This is a genomic window from Micromonospora sp. NPDC047187 (genome assembly GCF_040643355.1).
Lineage (GTDB): Bacteria > Actinomycetota > Actinomycetes > Mycobacteriales > Micromonosporaceae > Micromonospora > Micromonospora salmantinae.
The window spans coordinates 16590-31698 of sequence record NZ_JBEYUF010000004.1 but is presented as its reverse complement, the minus strand read 5'-3'; the positions used below and the strand labels follow the sequence as shown (position 1 = coordinate 31698).

The window sequence follows — 15109 nt, the reverse complement described above, 5'->3', positions numbered from 1 at the left end:
CCCGACGCCCGACCCCTTGACCTGGAGCCCTCCGTGCAGAACCTCGTCATCGATCTACTGGCCACCCTTGCCTTCGGCGCGGTCGGCGTCGTCCTCATGGGCATCGGCTACGGGCTGGTCGACCTGACCACTCCCGGCAAGCTCCACGAACTGATCTGGACCGAGCGCAACCGCAACGCGGCGCTGCTGCTCGCGTCCAACCTGCTCGGCGTCGGCACCATCGTTGTCGCGGCGATCGTCGCCAGCGACGACGACCTCGCCCTGGGGCTGGTCGGCGCGGCGGCCTACGGGATCGTCGGCCTGGTGATCATGGCCGCGGCGTTCCTGCTGCTCGACGCGGTGACCCCGGGCCGGCTCGGCGAGCTGCTGGTCGACCCGGAGCCGCACCCCGCCGTGTGGGTGTCGGCAGTGGTGCACCTGGCCACCGGCGCGATCATCGCCGCCGCGATCCTCTGATGACCGGGGGACCGCGACCGCGCGGTGCCGGTCGGCCGTACCCGGGGCGGTCATGAGCACCGGGGCGCCGCGGGTGGTCGACGGCGGCACCGAGGCCCGGCCGCACTGGCGGCTGGCCCGCGCGGCGGTGCTGGTCGCGGTCTTCGTCTGCGCCGCCTGCGGGCTGGTCTACGAGCTGGCCCTGGTCGCGCTCGGCAGCTACCTGATCGGCGACACCGTCGGGCAGGCGTCGATCGTGCTCGGCGTGATGGTCTTCGCGATGGGGGTCGGCGCGCTGGTCGCGAAGCCGTTGCAGCCCCGGGCCGCCGCCGCGTTCGCGGTGATCGAACTGACCCTGGCCCTGCTCGGTGGTCTGTCCGTGCTCGGCCTCTACGCCGCCTTCGCCTGGCTCGACCTGTACGGCCCGGCGCTGGTCGGCACCGCCTTCGTGCTGGGCCTGCTGATCGGCGCGGAGATTCCGCTGCTGATGGTGATGCTGCAGCGCATCCGCGAGCAGGCCGCCGGCAGTGCGGTGGCCGACCTGTTCGCCGCCGACTACGTCGGCGCGCTGCTCGGCGGGCTCGCCTTCCCGTTCCTGTTGATCCCCGTCTTCGGCCAGCTCAAGGGCGCCCTGGTGGTCGGCGCGGTGAACGCGGTGGCCGGTCTCGCCCTGGTCTGCACGGTGTTCCGGAGGGAGCTGAGCCGCCGCGCCCGGCTCGTCCTCGGCGCCGGCTCTGTCGTGGTCGCGCTCTGCCTGGGGTACGCCTGGGTGACCGCCGCCGACTTCGAGGTGACCGCCCGGCAGCAGCTCTACCGGGACCCCGTGGTGTACGCCGAACGCTCCCGTTACCAGGAGATCGTGCTGACCCGGTCGGTGCGGGAGGTCGGCCACGCCGACACCGACCTGCGGTTGTTCCTCAACGGTGATCTTCAGTTCAGCTCGGTCGACGAGTACCGCTACCACGAGGCGCTGGTGCATCCGGCGATGCGCGGCCCGCGCGGCGACGTCCTGGTTCTCGGTGCCGGCGACGGCCTCGCCGTCCGGGAGATCCTGCGGTACCCGGACGTCCGCCGGGTGACAGTGGTCGACCTCGACCCGGCGGTGGTGGCGCTGGCCAGCACCGTGCCGCAGCTACGGGAGCTCAACGGCGGCTCGCTCGACGACCCCCGCGTGCGGGTGCTGAACACTGACGCGTTCGGCTGGCTGCGTACCGCCGCCGAGCGCTTCGACGTGGTGGTCGCCGACCTGCCCGACCCGGACGAGACGGCCACCGCCAAGCTCTACACGGTCGAGTTCTACGCGCTGATCAGGTCGGTGCTCGCCGAGCAGGGACGGCTGGTGGTGCAGTCCGGCTCGCCGTACTTCGCGCCCCGCTCCTACTGGTCGATCGATGCGTCGGTGCGGGAAGCCGGCTTCGCCACAGTGCCGTACCACGTCGACGTGCCGTCCTTCGGCGACTGGGGTTTCCTGCTCGCCACGGCGGGAACCGTCCCGCCGGTGCTGGAACTGCCGGCCGACGCGCCCCGGTTGCGTTTCCTCGACCCGGGCGTGCTGCGGGCGGCGGCGGCCTTTCCCCCCGACCGCGCCCGCCTGAACGTGCCCCCCAGCACCCTCCTTCGACCGAGGGTCCTCGACTACGCCCGCACGGAGTGGCGCGGCTACTGACCCCCACGACCTGGCGCCTGGACAAGGCGGCTGTGTCAGGAGAGTGTCCGCTCATGGCGCAAACCTCTTGATTAACGGGGTGGAGTGGGGGCGGACGGGGAAAGGGTGGAGGCATGTTTGGGATGCGGAAGGCTTGGGAGCGCGAATTGGGCGCCGCCGTCGACGAGTTGGTGGCGGCTGACACGCTCGCCTTCGGGGGAGTTGGCTTCGCCGGGACCCTGTTGCCGGTGACCGAGGCGTACCACCGGGTCGAGGCCGCCCTCAGCGACCACCCCGAGGAGGTACGCCGCCAGCTCGACCGGGTGCTGGCCGACGGCACGCCCGCCGGCCGGGCGTACGCGGCCACGCTGCTCGAGCGGGTCGACCCGGAGGCGGCCCGAGCGGCCTGGACGTCGCTGCGGGACGATCCGAGCGAGTTCACCACCTTCGTCGGCTGCGTGATGGACAGGGAAACCCTCGGCACGTACGCCAGTCGGCGGCTCGCCGCAGCATGATCCATTCGCCGGTCGGTGCTGCCCGATTGGTTCTGCCGGTCGCCGACGCCGCGTACCGCGAACGAGGCGCTGCCCGGCCCGGCCTGGGTGATGCCCGTCCCCACCTACGCCCCGACCGGTTACGGATATCCGACAGCTCCGCTCGTGCCGGGCTTCCTGCCGCCGAACCAGCCGCTCCCACCCGGCTACCTGATCTGCCCCGACCCGGCCGCGCACCTGACCCCGGGCGCGCCGGGCACCTCACCAGGGCCGACCGGACCCCCGGCGGCACCTCCGCAGGACGCACCCGACCACACTCGCTAGCTGAGCTGTCGGCCACAGCGCGGGCCTTCCTGGTGCCGAGGGTTGTTACCGTCTGCGCCGACGTACCTGGGGAGGTGGTCGGGTGGACGCGCTGGTGACGTGCCTGGTGGCGGCTGTTGCCGTACTCGCGGTGGTGGTGGTGGTCGTCGTGCGGGCCCGCCGACGGCCGACGGCCCGGCCCGACGGCCAGCAGGCGGAGCCGCCGCGCGGCGGCCCGCTCCGCCTGGCCCCGGGCGACCGCGTGCGGATCCGCGAGCGGGAGTACGCGGTGAGCGCCACGATCCGGCTGGTCGAGGGCGACTGGAGTTGGGTGCAGCACCTCCTCGACGACGACTCCGGCACCCGACACCGGCTCTCCGTGGAGGACGGCCCCGAACTCGAGCTGGTGTTCTGGACCGCCGAACCGGGCGCCACCGTCACCCCGGGCGCCCCGACCATCGAACTCGGCGGGCGGCGCTACACCTGGGCCGAGACCGGGCAGGCGCGTTACACAGCCACCGGCGAGACCGACCTGCCGTCGGCCGGGACGATGCGCTACCACGACTACCAGTCCGGCGGTGCCGCGCGGCTCTCCTTCGAGGCGTACGGCGAAGAGGGTTGGCGGGTCGCCCGCGGTGACCTGCTCGACCCCGCCGACCTGACGATCCGCCCGCCCCGTGCCTGAGACCCGCTGAACCGGACCGGGCGGACGCGCCGGGCTCGTCACGGCATGCCGAACTGGCTGGTTGTCGATACGGTGTGGGCGCGATCTTAGGGAAGGAGAATCGTGGTCGATTCCCAGAGCACGCCGGCCCGTCAGCGGCCATCCATTGTGTCGATTTCCAGTTACCTGCTCTTCCTGTTCCTGGCACTCCAGGTGATCACTCTGATCATCACGCTCAGCACCTTCGGCAAGACGCGGGACGCGCTCCGTGCGGCGTACGCGGACAGCGCCACCGACGGTGACCAGGTGGCCGACGTCTTCGCCGTCATCGGCATCGGCGGCAGCATCGTCCTGCTGCTGCTCGCGGTCGTGCTGGGCGTGCTGGCCCTGTTCAACAACCAGGGCCGCAACGGCGCCCGGATCACCACCTGGATCGTCGGCGGCATCATGGTCTGCTGCGTCGGCGGTGGCCTGCTCAGCAACGCGGCCGGTGGTCTCAACACCGGTGGCGGGAATGCCGGCGACGGGCCGAGCCCGGAGGAGATCCAGCGCCGTCTGGAGGAGGCCCTGCCCTCCTGGGTCACCCCGGTCAGCCTCCTGCTCGGCGTGCTCAGCCTGATCGCGCTGATCGCGGCGCTGGTCCTGCTGGCGCTGCCGAAGGCCAACCCGTTCTTCCGCAAGCAGACCGCGGGCTGGGAGCCGCCGACCCCGGGCGCCAGCTACCCGGGTCCGCAGGCGCCCGGTCAGCCGGGCTACCCGCAGGCATCGGGTGAGCCCGGTTATCCGTCGAGTGGGGAGCCGAGCTACCCGCCGCCACCGGCCGCGAACCGGCCGGACGACACGCCGCCCACGGACCGGCCCGGGTCAACCCCGCCGCCGACCAACTGACGGCTCGATAAGCACGACGCCGACGATCCCTCCGAGTAGGTTGCAACCCGACGCCTACCGGAGGGATTCGTCGTGTCGTACCCGGAATCGGCACCGGCCCGCCGGCCCGCCGCCGTCCTGTCGGCCGCGACCGTGCTGTTGGTGATGGCGGTCGCCGCGCTCGCGTACGCCGTGGTCGACCTGGTGGTGCTGGGCGGGACTGTCGACGCGTTCCGCTCCGCCGCCCGCGACACCTCGGCAAGCTCCGAGCAGATCGACGACGTGGTGACTCTGCTCCGCGCGTCCGCGGTGCTGTCGGCGGTGGTGGCGGCGCTCTCCGCGCCACTGCTCGCCGGCCTCGCCCTCGGGCTGCTGGCCGGCCGCAACGGCGTCCGGGTGGCGACCTGGGTGGTCAGCGGGCTCGGCCTTCTCGGCGGCTGCTGCAGCGTGGCGGTGGTCGTCGGCGAACGGGCCGCGCCATTGCAACTGGGCTCCGGTGAGCAGGCTCTCGCCGAGTTGCTGGGCCTGATCGGCGACGCGTACCCGTCCTGGTGGATCCCGCTCAACGCCGGGCTTTCCGTCGCCCAAGGGCTCGGTTACCTTGTAGTAGCTACGCTGCTGGCACTGCCGGCCGCGAGCAGCTGGTTCGGCCGCCACCGCTCGACACCAACCGCACCGCCCCACTTCATGCCCGCCCCGCACCAGCCCCCGTCGGCGCCGCCCGCGCCCCCGTACCCGCCCAGGTGAGGACCACTCCGTGACGCTCGACCCCACCACTGCCGAGCGCCGAGCCCTGATCACCGGGGCCACCGCCGGCATCGGCGCGGCGTTCACGCGGCGGCTGGCCGCCGACGGCTGGCACCTGGTGCTCGTTGCCCGCGACGCGGCGCGGCTGACCGAGCTGGCCACCGAGCTGGGTTCCACGTACGGACGCGAGGTGGAGACGATCTCGGCGGATCTGTCCACCGACGACGGATGCGCCACCGTGGAGCAGCGGCTCGCCGACGGCAGCCCGGTGCACCTGTTGGTCAACAATGCGGGGATCAGCCTGAACAAACCGTTCCTGCGCTCCACGGCGGAGGACGAGGCGCGACTGTTGCGACTCAACGTGCACGCGGTCATGCGGCTGACCCTGGCGGCGCTCCGACCGATGACCGAACGGCGAAATGGGGCAGTGATAAATGTCTCTTCGGTCGCCGGTTTCGGTACGGCCATGCCCGGATCGACGTACTCGGCCAGCAAGGCGTGGGTCACCAACTTCAGTGAGTCCGTCGGGCAGTCGGCGCGGCCGTTCGGCGTACAGGTGATGGCCCTCTGCCCCGGCTACACCCGCACCGAATTCCATCAGCGAGCCGGCATCAACATGTCCAAGACGCCGGAGTGGCTGTGGCTGCGGGCCGAGGATGTGGTGGACGAAGCCCTGCGTGACCTGCGCAAAGGCAAGATGGTCAGCATCCCGGCGTGGAAGTACAAAGTGGTCGTCGCCGGCATGCGACACGCGCCGCGGCGGCTGCTCCAGGCGGTCGCGCGGGACACCCGCGGCCGGATCGGTCGCGACGAGCGCTGAGCTTCGACCGGCCCGCCGACAGCGAGCGAGTGGTGGGACGGCGTTGGCACGCCGCTGTCGGGCCAGTTGCTGAGCGTAGTCGAGCATCGCCAGTCATCGGTTCCCCCCGGGGCTGATCAGGGTGGACCCCGCACACGGCGTTCAGAGTTGCGCAGTAACCTCTATCGCCATGGGGGACCACGACGACCTGCGTAAATTCATTACCGACCTGGCTGTGGTCCACGGCCGGGTCGTGCTCTCGTCGGGGCGCGAGGCAGACTGGTACGTGGATCTGCGGCGCGTCACGCTCCATCACCGGGCCGCTCCTCTGGTCGGCCGGGTGTTGCTCGACCTCACCGCCGACTGGGAGTTCGACGCCGTTGGGGGCCTCACCCTGGGCGCGGATCCTGTCGCGCTCTCGATGCTGCACGCCGCCGCTCCGACCGGCCGGGCCCTGGACGCCTTTGTGGTGCGCAAGGCGGGCAAGGCCCACGGTCTTCAGCGGCGGATCGAGGGACCGGAGGTGGCTGGCCGTCGAGTGTTGGCGGTGGAGGACACATCCACGACGGGCGGAAGTGTTTTGACCGCTGTCGAGGCGCTTCGCGAGGCCGGGGCGGAAGTCGTGGGCGTGGTGGTTATTGTTGATCGAGGCGCCGGCGACGCGGTGCGAGCCGCCGGATTGCCGTACCGGGCGGCCTATACGTTGGCTGACCTCGGCCTTGTGGCGTAAAAGTCTGCCGATTCGGATCTGCTGATATGCAGGCGGATCGATGCTGCTGGTGGAAGGATGGAATACGTGGGAACTGCGTTGGCCGAAATGACTATGCCTCAGATCTCGCCGCTAAACGGCGAGCCGATCGAACGTGCCGATGCCGAGCGTCTCGCCGGGGTCCTCAAGGCCCTTGCTGATCCTGCTCGGTTGCGGCTGCTCAGCCTGATCCAGTCGGCCCCCGAGGGCGAGGCGTGCGTCTGTGACCTGACGGCGCCGCTCGGCCTCTCTCAGCCGACGGTCAGTCATCACCTGCGTATCCTCACCGAGGCTGGCTTGTTGCAGCGGGAGAAGCGCGGTGTCTGGGCGTACTACAGCCTGGTCCCGAGTGCGATCGCGACGATCGCCGACCTGCTGACCCCGCCGCGTAAGCGGGCCACCAAGAAGGCCCGCTGACCTAGGCACTACACGCCGTCCCGAGCCGGGGCGGCGTCCGGTGGCGAGCCAGGGGTGGCGCCACCGGTGGTTGACACCTGCTCGTCCCCGGTCGCACCACCGGAGGCCGGGTTCGACATGCCGACGGCCGACCCCCTCACCAGGGGGCCGGCCGTCGTCGTACCGCTCAACGGTCCTGACCGTGCTCCGGGCGCTGACGGCCGTGCTCGTGCCGGTCGTGGTCGAACGCCTCACGGGCCGCCTCCACCGCGCCGGCGGCACTGGCCGCCGCGACCACCGCGACCGCCTCGCCGCGCTTACGAGCCCGCCGGTCGCGCAGGAACTCGAAGAAGATCGGCAGCACCGAGATCACAATGATCAGGGCCACCACCGGCAGGATGTAGTGGTCGATCTTGTCGCCGATGGCCTGGTAGATCTGCTCGGCCAGCAGGTAGCCGATCAGCAGGATGCCGTCCACCCAGAGCACCGCGCCGACGATGTTCCAGAGCAGGAACTTCTTGGCCGGCATGCCGAGCGCGCCCGCGACCGGGTTGAGGAACGTGCGGACGATCGGAATGAAGCGCGCCAGCACGACGGCCTTCGCCGGGCCGAACTTCTGGAAGTAGTACTCGGCCTTCTCCACGTACTCCTTCTTGAAGAGACGGGAGTTCGGCCGCTCGAACATCGGCCGGCCGTACCGCGCGCCGAGCCAGTGCCCCAGCTGCGCGCCGACGATCGCGCAGATCGGCCCACCGATCAGCAGACCGGTGAGGGAGAGGCGGGTGCCGTCGCCGAAGATCGCGTCCGCCACCGGTGACGAGGCGACCCCGGCGAGGAACAGCAGCGAGTCACCGGGGAAGAAGAAGCCCACCAGCAGGCCGGTCTCGGCGAAGAGGATCACCCACACGCCGATCAGCCCGAAGGTCTGCAACAGATCCTTGGGATCGAGCGGGTTCAGGGCGACGCTCTCCACGAGAGCGCGGGTCTTCTCAGCTGTGTCCACGGCCACAAAGGGTACCGAAGCCCAGGGCCCCGGCCGCGCCGGACCGGCCCGTCACCACCCGCCCGCGCCGTGGGGTCAAACGACGGTGCCCCGGCGTCGTGGGGTCCAACGACGGTGCCCCGCCGACCGTGGTGGTCGACGGGGCGCCGGTGGTGCGGGGTGGGTCAGGCGACGAAGCGGGTCCGGCGGCGCTTGGCCACCAGGTAGCCGCCGACGCCCGCGGCGAGCAGCAGCGCGCCGAGGCCGACGATCAGGCCGGTGGACTGACCGGTGACCGGCAGCGAGCCGCCGTCGTCACCGCCGCCCTGGCCGCCGTCTCCGCCGCCGTTCACCAGGATCTGCGCGGTGTCGTTGGCCGGGTTCAGGTCCTTGATCTCGGTCTCCTCGTGCCCGGTACGCAGCGTGACCTCGCCGGCCTGGTCGCCGGCCTGGTCGATCCGCACCTGGAACTCGTAGTCGACCTTCTCGCCCTTCTTGATCGAGCCGTCCACGAAGCACCGGTAGACCCGCGCGCCGGGCTTGCCCGGCTCCCACCCGTCGTCCTCGGAGTCGAAGCAGTTCTCCGAAGCGCGGACGGCGGTGACGCCCTTCGGCAGCGTGACGGTGGTGCCGATCCAGGGCGACTCGCCGCCACCCGCGTTGACGGCCGCCGGCCCGTTGTTGACGTAGCCGACCGTGAGCGCGACGGTGGCGCCGACGTCACCGGTCACCGTCGCGCCGCGCGCTGCCACATCGGCCCGCTGGTCGCCGGTCACCTGAAGGTCGACCCAGGTCGAGTTGTCCAACGGGTTGACGTCGGTCTGCCGGGAGCGCAGGTTCATGACCGGCTCGAGCTTCAGCTCACCCTCGGTCCCGTTCGGCCCGAGCTTGGCCGGGAGTTCGGCCACGGACCTGTACTCGTCCCAGTCGGCAGGCGTGAACCAGGTGGAGAACCCGCCGAAGGCGTTCGGCGCCCAGCTGTCGGCGGGCACGGTGAACCCGAAGCTGTCGTCGAGGCGGAAGCTACTGTTCTCGCCGATGGTCGTGTCGAAGCGGCAGACGAACGCGAAGTCGTGCAGCGGGCCCTCGGTGTACTCGCAGTTCTCGTAGCGCTTCGACGGCTGAAGACCGTCCGCGCCGACGACGTAGAGAACCGCGTCCTTCGCGGGCACCTCGCCCCGGTTCGTCACCTGGAACGGAGCCTTCAGCGTGGCGCCGGGCGCGCCCTTGAGCTCCAGGGACTCGTTGGTGGTGAGGTCGACGCCCTCGCCGATTTCCACCGTCGAGCTGTAGGAGGCGGATCCGGACTTGCCGTCCGGCGTGACAGTGAAACTCAGCTCGCCCTTCTGATCGGGCTTGGCGTCGGCCTTTGCGCGAACGACGAGGGAGACGAGGTTCAGGTACGAGCCGTCGTCGTCCTGGTCCTCGACCTTGCACGTCAGGATCGCACCGGACTCGGTGCAGTTGTCCCCGCTGCTCTCGACGTCGGCGAAACCGTAGACCTTGCTCCGGTCCACCTTGATCGTGTAGTCGTCGGGCTGCCGCTCCGTGGTGAGCGAGAAGAGGGTGAGCCACTTCTCGGTGCCGCCGGGCGCGACGATCACGTTGTTGGCGTACAGGTCGAGATTCTCTACCGGTGCGGCGAGGGCTGCCGGTGCGGCAAAGGCGGGGGTGGCGGAGGCGGCGACGAGCGCGCCTGCGACGCCCAGCCCGGCGAGCCAACGCCGGGTGGAGTGGGTGAGCATCAGGGGAGTTCCTCCAGTTGGGGGATCAGGTGGAGCCTGCGGATCTTAAGGAATCGCTAAGGCTGACTGCAGCCCTCAAAACCGCCCGCTGGGCAAGACGAACCAAAAGGTTGATCGAAGTCACCGCAATGTCGGTCGGTCCGCTTCCGTCATCTGAGGCAGGAGCCCTCGGGAGGCGCAGTGACGTACGAGGAGTTCGCGACGACGCCCCGCCGGCCCGGTAAGGGACGGCGGGGCGTCGGTCGGGTCGGGGTGGGTCAGGCGGGGAAGCGGCTGCCTTGGCGTCGGGCGAGCAGGTAGCAGCCCACACCGGTGACGAGCAGCAGGGCGCCGATGCCGACGATCAGGTTGGTGGGGGCACCGGTGATGGGCAGCGAACCGCCCCCGCCCGCGCCACCGTCGCCATCACCGTCGCCTTGGTCACCGCCGCCCTGGGCCGCGTTGACCACGATGGTGGCCTTGTCGTTGGCCGGTTCGATGTCGTCCTTGAAGCCCTCGCCGCCGGGGCACTCGCACGGTGCGTTGACCCGCACCGCACCCCGGGCGTTGGAGACGACCTTGTCGATACGCAGCCGGAACTTCATGGCGTAGGTCTGCCCGGCCACCAGGAGCATCTCCGAGGCGCACGAGTACGTGCGGGTGGTGTCCTGCCGCAACCAGCAGTTGTCGGGGACCTCGACGGCGGTGGTGCCCGGCGGTAGCTCGACGTCGGTGTGGGTGGCGGCCTCGAAGTCTCCGTTCGTTCCGTCGAGCGTCGCCGGGCCGTTGTTCCGGAAGCCGACTGTCGCCGTGACGACGGTGCCGGCCGCGCCCTTGAGCGTGGCGCCGATCGCCGCGAGGTCGGTGCCGTTCACGCCGGTGGCCCTGATAATCCATGCGGTGTAGTCGTTACCCGGGCCGACATCGGTCTGGTCGGCCTGCCGCACCCTGCTGGGTGCCTCGGTCATGGTCAGTTTCGGGCCGCTGCCGGGGTTGGCCGCTCGTGCGCCGACGGCCGTCCGCACCCGGGTCAGGTCCTCGAAGTCGGCGCTGGTCATGAACTGGGCGTAGCCGGAGTGGCTGGCCGGCGCGTATGTGTCCTTGACGAATTCGAGGTTCAGCGTGGTGGCCAGCCCGGTGCCCACCGGGATGTCCTCGTCGAAGTGGCAGGAGACCAGGTGGTCGCCGGAGTAGCGGCAGTTGCTGAACCGGTCCTTGGTTCGGATCGAGTAGGGGAGGTCGAAGACCGCGACGAACCCGGTGACGGCCTTGTCGCCGGCGTTGGCCACGACCAGCGGCACCGTGAACTTCCCACCCGGCTTGGCGGAGAGGCTGGTGTACGGTCCGCCGGCCAGGTCGACCCCCTCGCCGACCCGGACCCGGGAGGTGTAGCTGCCGCGCCGCCCGCCGGCCGCCTGGAAGCTGACAGCGACGTCGCCGGAGTCGCCGAGCTGCGCATCTTCGGTGAGGCCGAGGTGAACCCGCTTGGCCCCGTTGCGGTAGATCCCGCTGCCGAGCGGCGGCATCTCGTACAGGACGACATCGGAGCGCTCCGTGCAGACGAGAACGCCCGGCTCCGGCGCGGTGCACTCCTGGCCGTCGGCAGGAGCCACAGTGATCTTGGTGGCCAGGGAGCGGTAGTCGTACCGCACGGAGACGTCGGTGAGGACCGTCGGCTCGTCGGCGTGCAGCAACAGGCCACGGATGGTCGCCTCCGAGCCGATGGCCAGCGTGGCGTCCTGGAAGTAAGGCTCGATCGTGGGTGCGGCGACGGCGGGGGTGGCGGAGGCGGCGATCAACACGCCTGCGGCGCCGAGGCCGGTCAGCCAGCGGAGCGAGTGCTTGAGCATGGGGGTCCTCCCGTGGGGGTACAGGTGGCGCTCGTCCAACCTAGGGACGCCAGACTCCTCCGGTAACCCCTCTCGGATCGATATTCGTCTAATGACCCGAACGGCTGAACACCCCTGTCGCAACGGGCAGCCGACCCCGTGACGGAATCAGCGGTAGTCGTCCTCGTCCCCGGTGACCACCCGGGCCTGCTCCATGGCGTCCCAGTCGTCGACCTCCAGGCCGCGGTGCGGCTCACTGTCGACGTCGGCCGGGCCGGCGACGGTGGCCTGCTCGACCGCGTCGGCCGGGTTCGCCTCGGGGTCCCGTTCGTTGGGCGCGAGGTGGTCGCCGGGGGTGAAGTCCTCGTCGGGCTGACCCATCATCCCTCCCGGGGGTCTCGGGGCACGGTTCCCACCCACCGTACGGGTTGGGCCGGCGCACCGCCCGGAAGCGGAGTAGGCGGAATCAGCCCTCGGCGACGCGACCCGGTGCCAGGATGGTGCCGTGGGCTTCCTCATCAGACTGGCGATCACCGCTGTCGCGTTGTGGATAACCACGCTGATCGTGCCCGGGGTCGACGTGCACGGTCGTTCGGGTGGCAACACAGTGCTCACCCTGATCGTGGTGGCGCTGATCTTCGGCGTGATCAACGCGGTGCTCAAGCCGGTGATCCGGGTCGTCGGTTGTGTGTTCTACCTACTGACCCTGGGCCTGTTCGCGCTGGTGGTCAACGCGTTGCTGTTCCTGCTCACCGACCGGATCGCCCGCGGGCTCGACCTGCCGTTCCAGGTGGACGGATTCTGGCCGGCGTTCTGGGGAGCCATCGTGATGACCGTGGTGACCTGGTTGATCAGCGTCATCGTGCCGGACAACCTGGATCGCCGGTGAACGGCTAGCACCCGGGTCGGTTGTTCCGGCGCACCTCACCTACGGGATACTTCCGGGCGGAGGACAGCGCGGTCCGGCGCACAAATGAAGAACAGCGGCCAGCACGGCCGAGAGTGGTAAGTAAGGAGCGCATCACATGCCCATCGCTTCCCCCGAGGCTTACGCGGAGATGCTGGACCGCGCCAAGGCTGGCCGGTACGCGTACCCCGCGATCAACGTGACCTCCTCCCAGACGCTGAACGCGGCGCTCAAGGGCTTCGCCGACGCGGAGAGCGACGGCATCATCCAGGTCTCCACCGGTGGCGCCGAATACCTCTCCGGGCCCTCGATCAAGGACATGGTCACCGGCGCGGTGGCGTTCGCCGCGTACGCGCACGAGGTCGCCAAGAAGTACTCGGTGAACATCGCCCTGCACACCGACCACTGCCCGAAGGACAAGCTGGACGGGTTCGTGCGTCCGCTGATGGGCATCTCGCAGGAGCGGGTGAAGCGCGGCGAGGAGCCGCTGTACCAGTCGCACATGTGGGACGGCTCGGCCGTGCCGGTCGCGGAGAACCTGCAGATCGCCGCGCAGCTGCTCGACGAGGCCGCCAAGGCCAAGATCGTCCTTGAGATCGAGGTCGGTGTCGTCGGTGGCGAGGAGGACGGCGTCGAGAACGCCATCAACGACAAGCTCTACACCACCACCGATGACGGCCTGGCGATGGTCGAGGCGCTCGGCCTCGGCGAGAAGGGCCGCTACATGGCGGCGCTGACCTTCGGCAACGTGCACGGCGTCTACAAGCCGGGCAACGTCAAGCTCCGTCCGGAGATCCTCAAGCAGATCCAGGACGCCGTCGGCGCCAAGTACGGCAAGGACAAGCCGCTCAGCCTGGTCTTCCACGGCGGCTCGGGCTCCCTGCTGAGCGAGATCCGCGAGGCTCTGGACTACGGCGTGGTGAAGATGAACATCGACACCGACACCCAGTACGCCTTCACCCGCCCCGTCGTGGACCACATGCTCCGCAACTACGACGGCGTGCTGAAGATCGACGGCGAGGTCGGCAACAAGAAGCAGTACGACCCGCGCGCCTGGGGCAAGGCCGCCGAGGCCGGCCTGGCCGCCCGGGTCGTCGAGGCCTGCGAGCACCTGCGCTCCACCGGCACCACGATGACCAAGTAACGACGTCCGACCCGACGGCCGGCTTCCCGCACGGGGAGCCGGCCGTTCGTCGTCAGGCCGTCAGCAGGCGTACGGCCTCGCGCACGTCGTCGGTGAGGTGGATCGTCGACGACAGGTCACCGAACGGGGACGCGGCCAGCAGCGGACGCAACAGCGCCTCCACCGGCAACTCCACTGTCCAGTAGGCGCGGTCCAGGAAGATGTACGCCCCGCTGGCGCCGTCGGTGCCGTAGTAGGTCTTGGTGGCCGCCTGGAACACCTCCTGCACCGTGCCCGCCCGCCCCGGCGCGAAGACGATGCCGCCCCGGGCGAGGCGCAGGATGGTGTCCTCGCGGATCGCGTTCGAGAAGTACTTCGCGATCCGCCCGGCGAACAGGTTCGCCGGCTCGTGCCCGTACAGCCAGGTCGGAATGGCCAGACCACCCGCACGCGCCCAGTCCAGGTCGTCGCCGCGCTGCCGGGGCACCCCCGCGTACCGCTGCCGGACCGTCAGCGCGGTGGCCGTGTACCGGTGGTGGTCGGTGAAGTCGGGGGCGGTGGCCAGCAGGTCGATCGCGGCCGTCACATCGGTCGCCGGCCGGTCCGCCAGGTAGGCGCCAAGGTTCGCGGCCTCCATCACACCCGGGCCGCCGCCGGTCACCACCAGCCGGTCGGCCCGCGCCAGCTCCCAACCCAGCACCGCCGCCATCCGGTACGCCGGACTGCCGCGCCGCACCGCGTGCCCGCCCATGATGCCCACCACCGACTGCGGCCCGTGCGCGGTCAGCCAGATCCGGGTGGCGTCGGCCAGCGCGTTGTCCACGCCGTGGTCGTGCAGCCGCTGACCCAGCGCCTCCTTGACGTCCGGCAACGCGCCACCGTGCGCCCGGTAGTGGTCGTACACCCGGGTGTCGTACATCCCGGTGAACCCGCCCTCGGCGAACCCGGCGGCCAGTTCGTCCGGGGTGTAGAGGTGCGTCGGCTGGGTCGGGTACGGCAACCCGGAGAACGGCGGCACCACGTTCGCGCCGCGCCGGACCAGGTCGGCGCCCACGTCCCGGGACGCGAACCGGCAACCGACGAAGAGGGTGCCGGCGACGTCGACGCCGGTCAGGTCGGGCACCGGCGCGAGGTCGAGCCGCAGGCCCTGCACGGTCAGCCCGGTCAGCCGACCGGTGGCCAGCTGTTGGTCGAACTCGGCCCGGGTCTGGATCTCACCGGCGTGCAGGTGCGGCTCGATGACGTCCGCGGGAGGTGGGGTCGGCACCGGGCCATCCTGCCCCTCCGCAGGGGCCGGTCAAACCTCGGGCCAGGGGTGGAACCGACAGGAGCCCGATGGTCGTGGCCACCGGGCTCCTGCATAACCGGTTCCTGGGGAGGCTCCGGACTATTAGTTGTAGTGGAAAACGCCAGGCAGCGGCATAGGCCGCAGGCGTGACCAACTCC

Annotated in this window: 17 protein-coding genes; 12 read left to right on the top strand and 5 right to left on the bottom strand. The window is 70.4% G+C overall.

What is annotated here, in order from left to right:
* The first annotated feature begins 33 nt into the window (after window positions 1-33).
* From ABZ794_RS09340 to ABZ794_RS09295, 10 genes are all read left to right on the top strand, one after another.
* On the top strand, window positions 34-456 hold the full coding sequence (locus ABZ794_RS09340) for a DUF350 domain-containing protein (RefSeq protein WP_210782979.1): 423 nt from the start codon (window positions 34-36) through the stop codon (window positions 454-456).
* Between the two features lie 52 nt (window positions 457-508).
* On the top strand, window positions 509-2101 hold the full coding sequence (locus ABZ794_RS09335; RefSeq protein WP_210782977.1) for a polyamine aminopropyltransferase: 1593 nt from the start codon (window positions 509-511) through the stop codon (window positions 2099-2101).
* 122 nt (window positions 2102-2223) lie between these two features.
* On the top strand, window positions 2224-2595 hold the full coding sequence (locus tag ABZ794_RS09330; RefSeq protein ID WP_357514990.1) for a hypothetical protein: 372 nt from the start codon (window positions 2224-2226) through the stop codon (window positions 2593-2595).
* A 15-nt stretch (window positions 2596-2610) separates the two neighbouring features.
* The gene (locus ABZ794_RS09325; RefSeq protein WP_210782973.1) at window positions 2611-2898 is read left to right on the top strand and encodes a hypothetical protein; all 288 of its coding nucleotides are present in this window, start codon (window positions 2611-2613) and stop codon (window positions 2896-2898) included.
* 82 nt (window positions 2899-2980) lie between these two features.
* Window positions 2981-3562 (top strand): DUF4178 domain-containing protein, encoded by a 582-nt coding sequence (locus ABZ794_RS09320; RefSeq protein WP_238689453.1) that lies wholly within the window; start codon window positions 2981-2983, stop codon window positions 3560-3562.
* A 102-nt stretch (window positions 3563-3664) separates the two neighbouring features.
* Window positions 3665-4429, top strand: a complete 765-nt coding sequence (locus tag ABZ794_RS09315; protein WP_238689452.1) for a hypothetical protein — start codon at window positions 3665-3667, stop codon at window positions 4427-4429.
* 72 nt (window positions 4430-4501) lie between these two features.
* Window positions 4502-5155 (top strand): hypothetical protein, encoded by a 654-nt coding sequence (locus ABZ794_RS09310; protein ID WP_357514987.1) that lies wholly within the window; start codon window positions 4502-4504, stop codon window positions 5153-5155.
* 10 nt (window positions 5156-5165) lie between these two features.
* On the top strand, window positions 5166-5975 hold the full coding sequence (locus ABZ794_RS09305) for an SDR family oxidoreductase (RefSeq protein ID WP_210782965.1): 810 nt from the start codon (window positions 5166-5168) through the stop codon (window positions 5973-5975).
* A 169-nt stretch (window positions 5976-6144) separates the two neighbouring features.
* The gene (gene pyrE, locus ABZ794_RS09300; protein WP_112586136.1) at window positions 6145-6684 is read left to right on the top strand and encodes an orotate phosphoribosyltransferase; all 540 of its coding nucleotides are present in this window, start codon (window positions 6145-6147) and stop codon (window positions 6682-6684) included.
* A 57-nt stretch (window positions 6685-6741) separates the two neighbouring features.
* The gene (locus ABZ794_RS09295) at window positions 6742-7119 is read left to right on the top strand and encodes a metalloregulator ArsR/SmtB family transcription factor (RefSeq protein WP_030332125.1); all 378 of its coding nucleotides are present in this window, start codon (window positions 6742-6744) and stop codon (window positions 7117-7119) included.
* A gap of 166 nt (window positions 7120-7285) precedes the next feature.
* On the opposite strand, the gene ABZ794_RS09290 is transcribed toward ABZ794_RS09295, so the two are convergent.
* The 4 genes from ABZ794_RS09290 to ABZ794_RS09275 form a co-directional block, all read right to left on the bottom strand.
* Entirely contained in the window at window positions 7286-8107 is an 822-nt protein-coding gene (locus ABZ794_RS09290) for a DedA family protein (RefSeq protein ID WP_238689451.1), read from the bottom strand.
* A 158-nt stretch (window positions 8108-8265) separates the two neighbouring features.
* A complete protein-coding gene (locus ABZ794_RS09285) occupies window positions 8266-9825 on the bottom strand; it encodes an LPXTG cell wall anchor domain-containing protein (RefSeq protein ID WP_357514985.1) in 1560 nt (519 codons plus the stop codon).
* Between the two features lie 257 nt (window positions 9826-10082).
* Complete coding sequence (locus ABZ794_RS09280; protein WP_210782959.1) at window positions 10083-11654, bottom strand: LPXTG cell wall anchor domain-containing protein; 1572 nt, start codon at window positions 11652-11654, stop codon at window positions 10083-10085.
* A gap of 147 nt (window positions 11655-11801) precedes the next feature.
* Window positions 11802-12014, bottom strand: coding sequence for a hypothetical protein (locus ABZ794_RS09275; RefSeq protein WP_210782957.1), 213 nt, complete (start codon window positions 12012-12014; stop codon window positions 11802-11804).
* Between the two features lie 124 nt (window positions 12015-12138).
* Between ABZ794_RS09275 and ABZ794_RS09270 the strand changes: the two genes are divergently transcribed.
* Both ABZ794_RS09270 and fbaA read left to right on the top strand, forming a co-directional pair.
* A complete protein-coding gene (locus ABZ794_RS09270; RefSeq protein WP_030491363.1) occupies window positions 12139-12522 on the top strand; it encodes a phage holin family protein in 384 nt (127 codons plus the stop codon).
* Between the two features lie 136 nt (window positions 12523-12658).
* Complete coding sequence (gene fbaA / locus ABZ794_RS09265) at window positions 12659-13684, top strand: class II fructose-bisphosphate aldolase (RefSeq protein WP_124853722.1); 1026 nt, start codon at window positions 12659-12661, stop codon at window positions 13682-13684.
* A gap of 52 nt (window positions 13685-13736) precedes the next feature.
* Here fbaA and ABZ794_RS09260 read toward each other — a convergent pair whose 3' ends face one another.
* Entirely contained in the window at window positions 13737-14930 is a 1194-nt protein-coding gene (locus tag ABZ794_RS09260; RefSeq protein ID WP_210782955.1) for a hypothetical protein, read from the bottom strand.
* Between the last annotated feature and the right edge of the window lie 179 nt (window positions 14931-15109).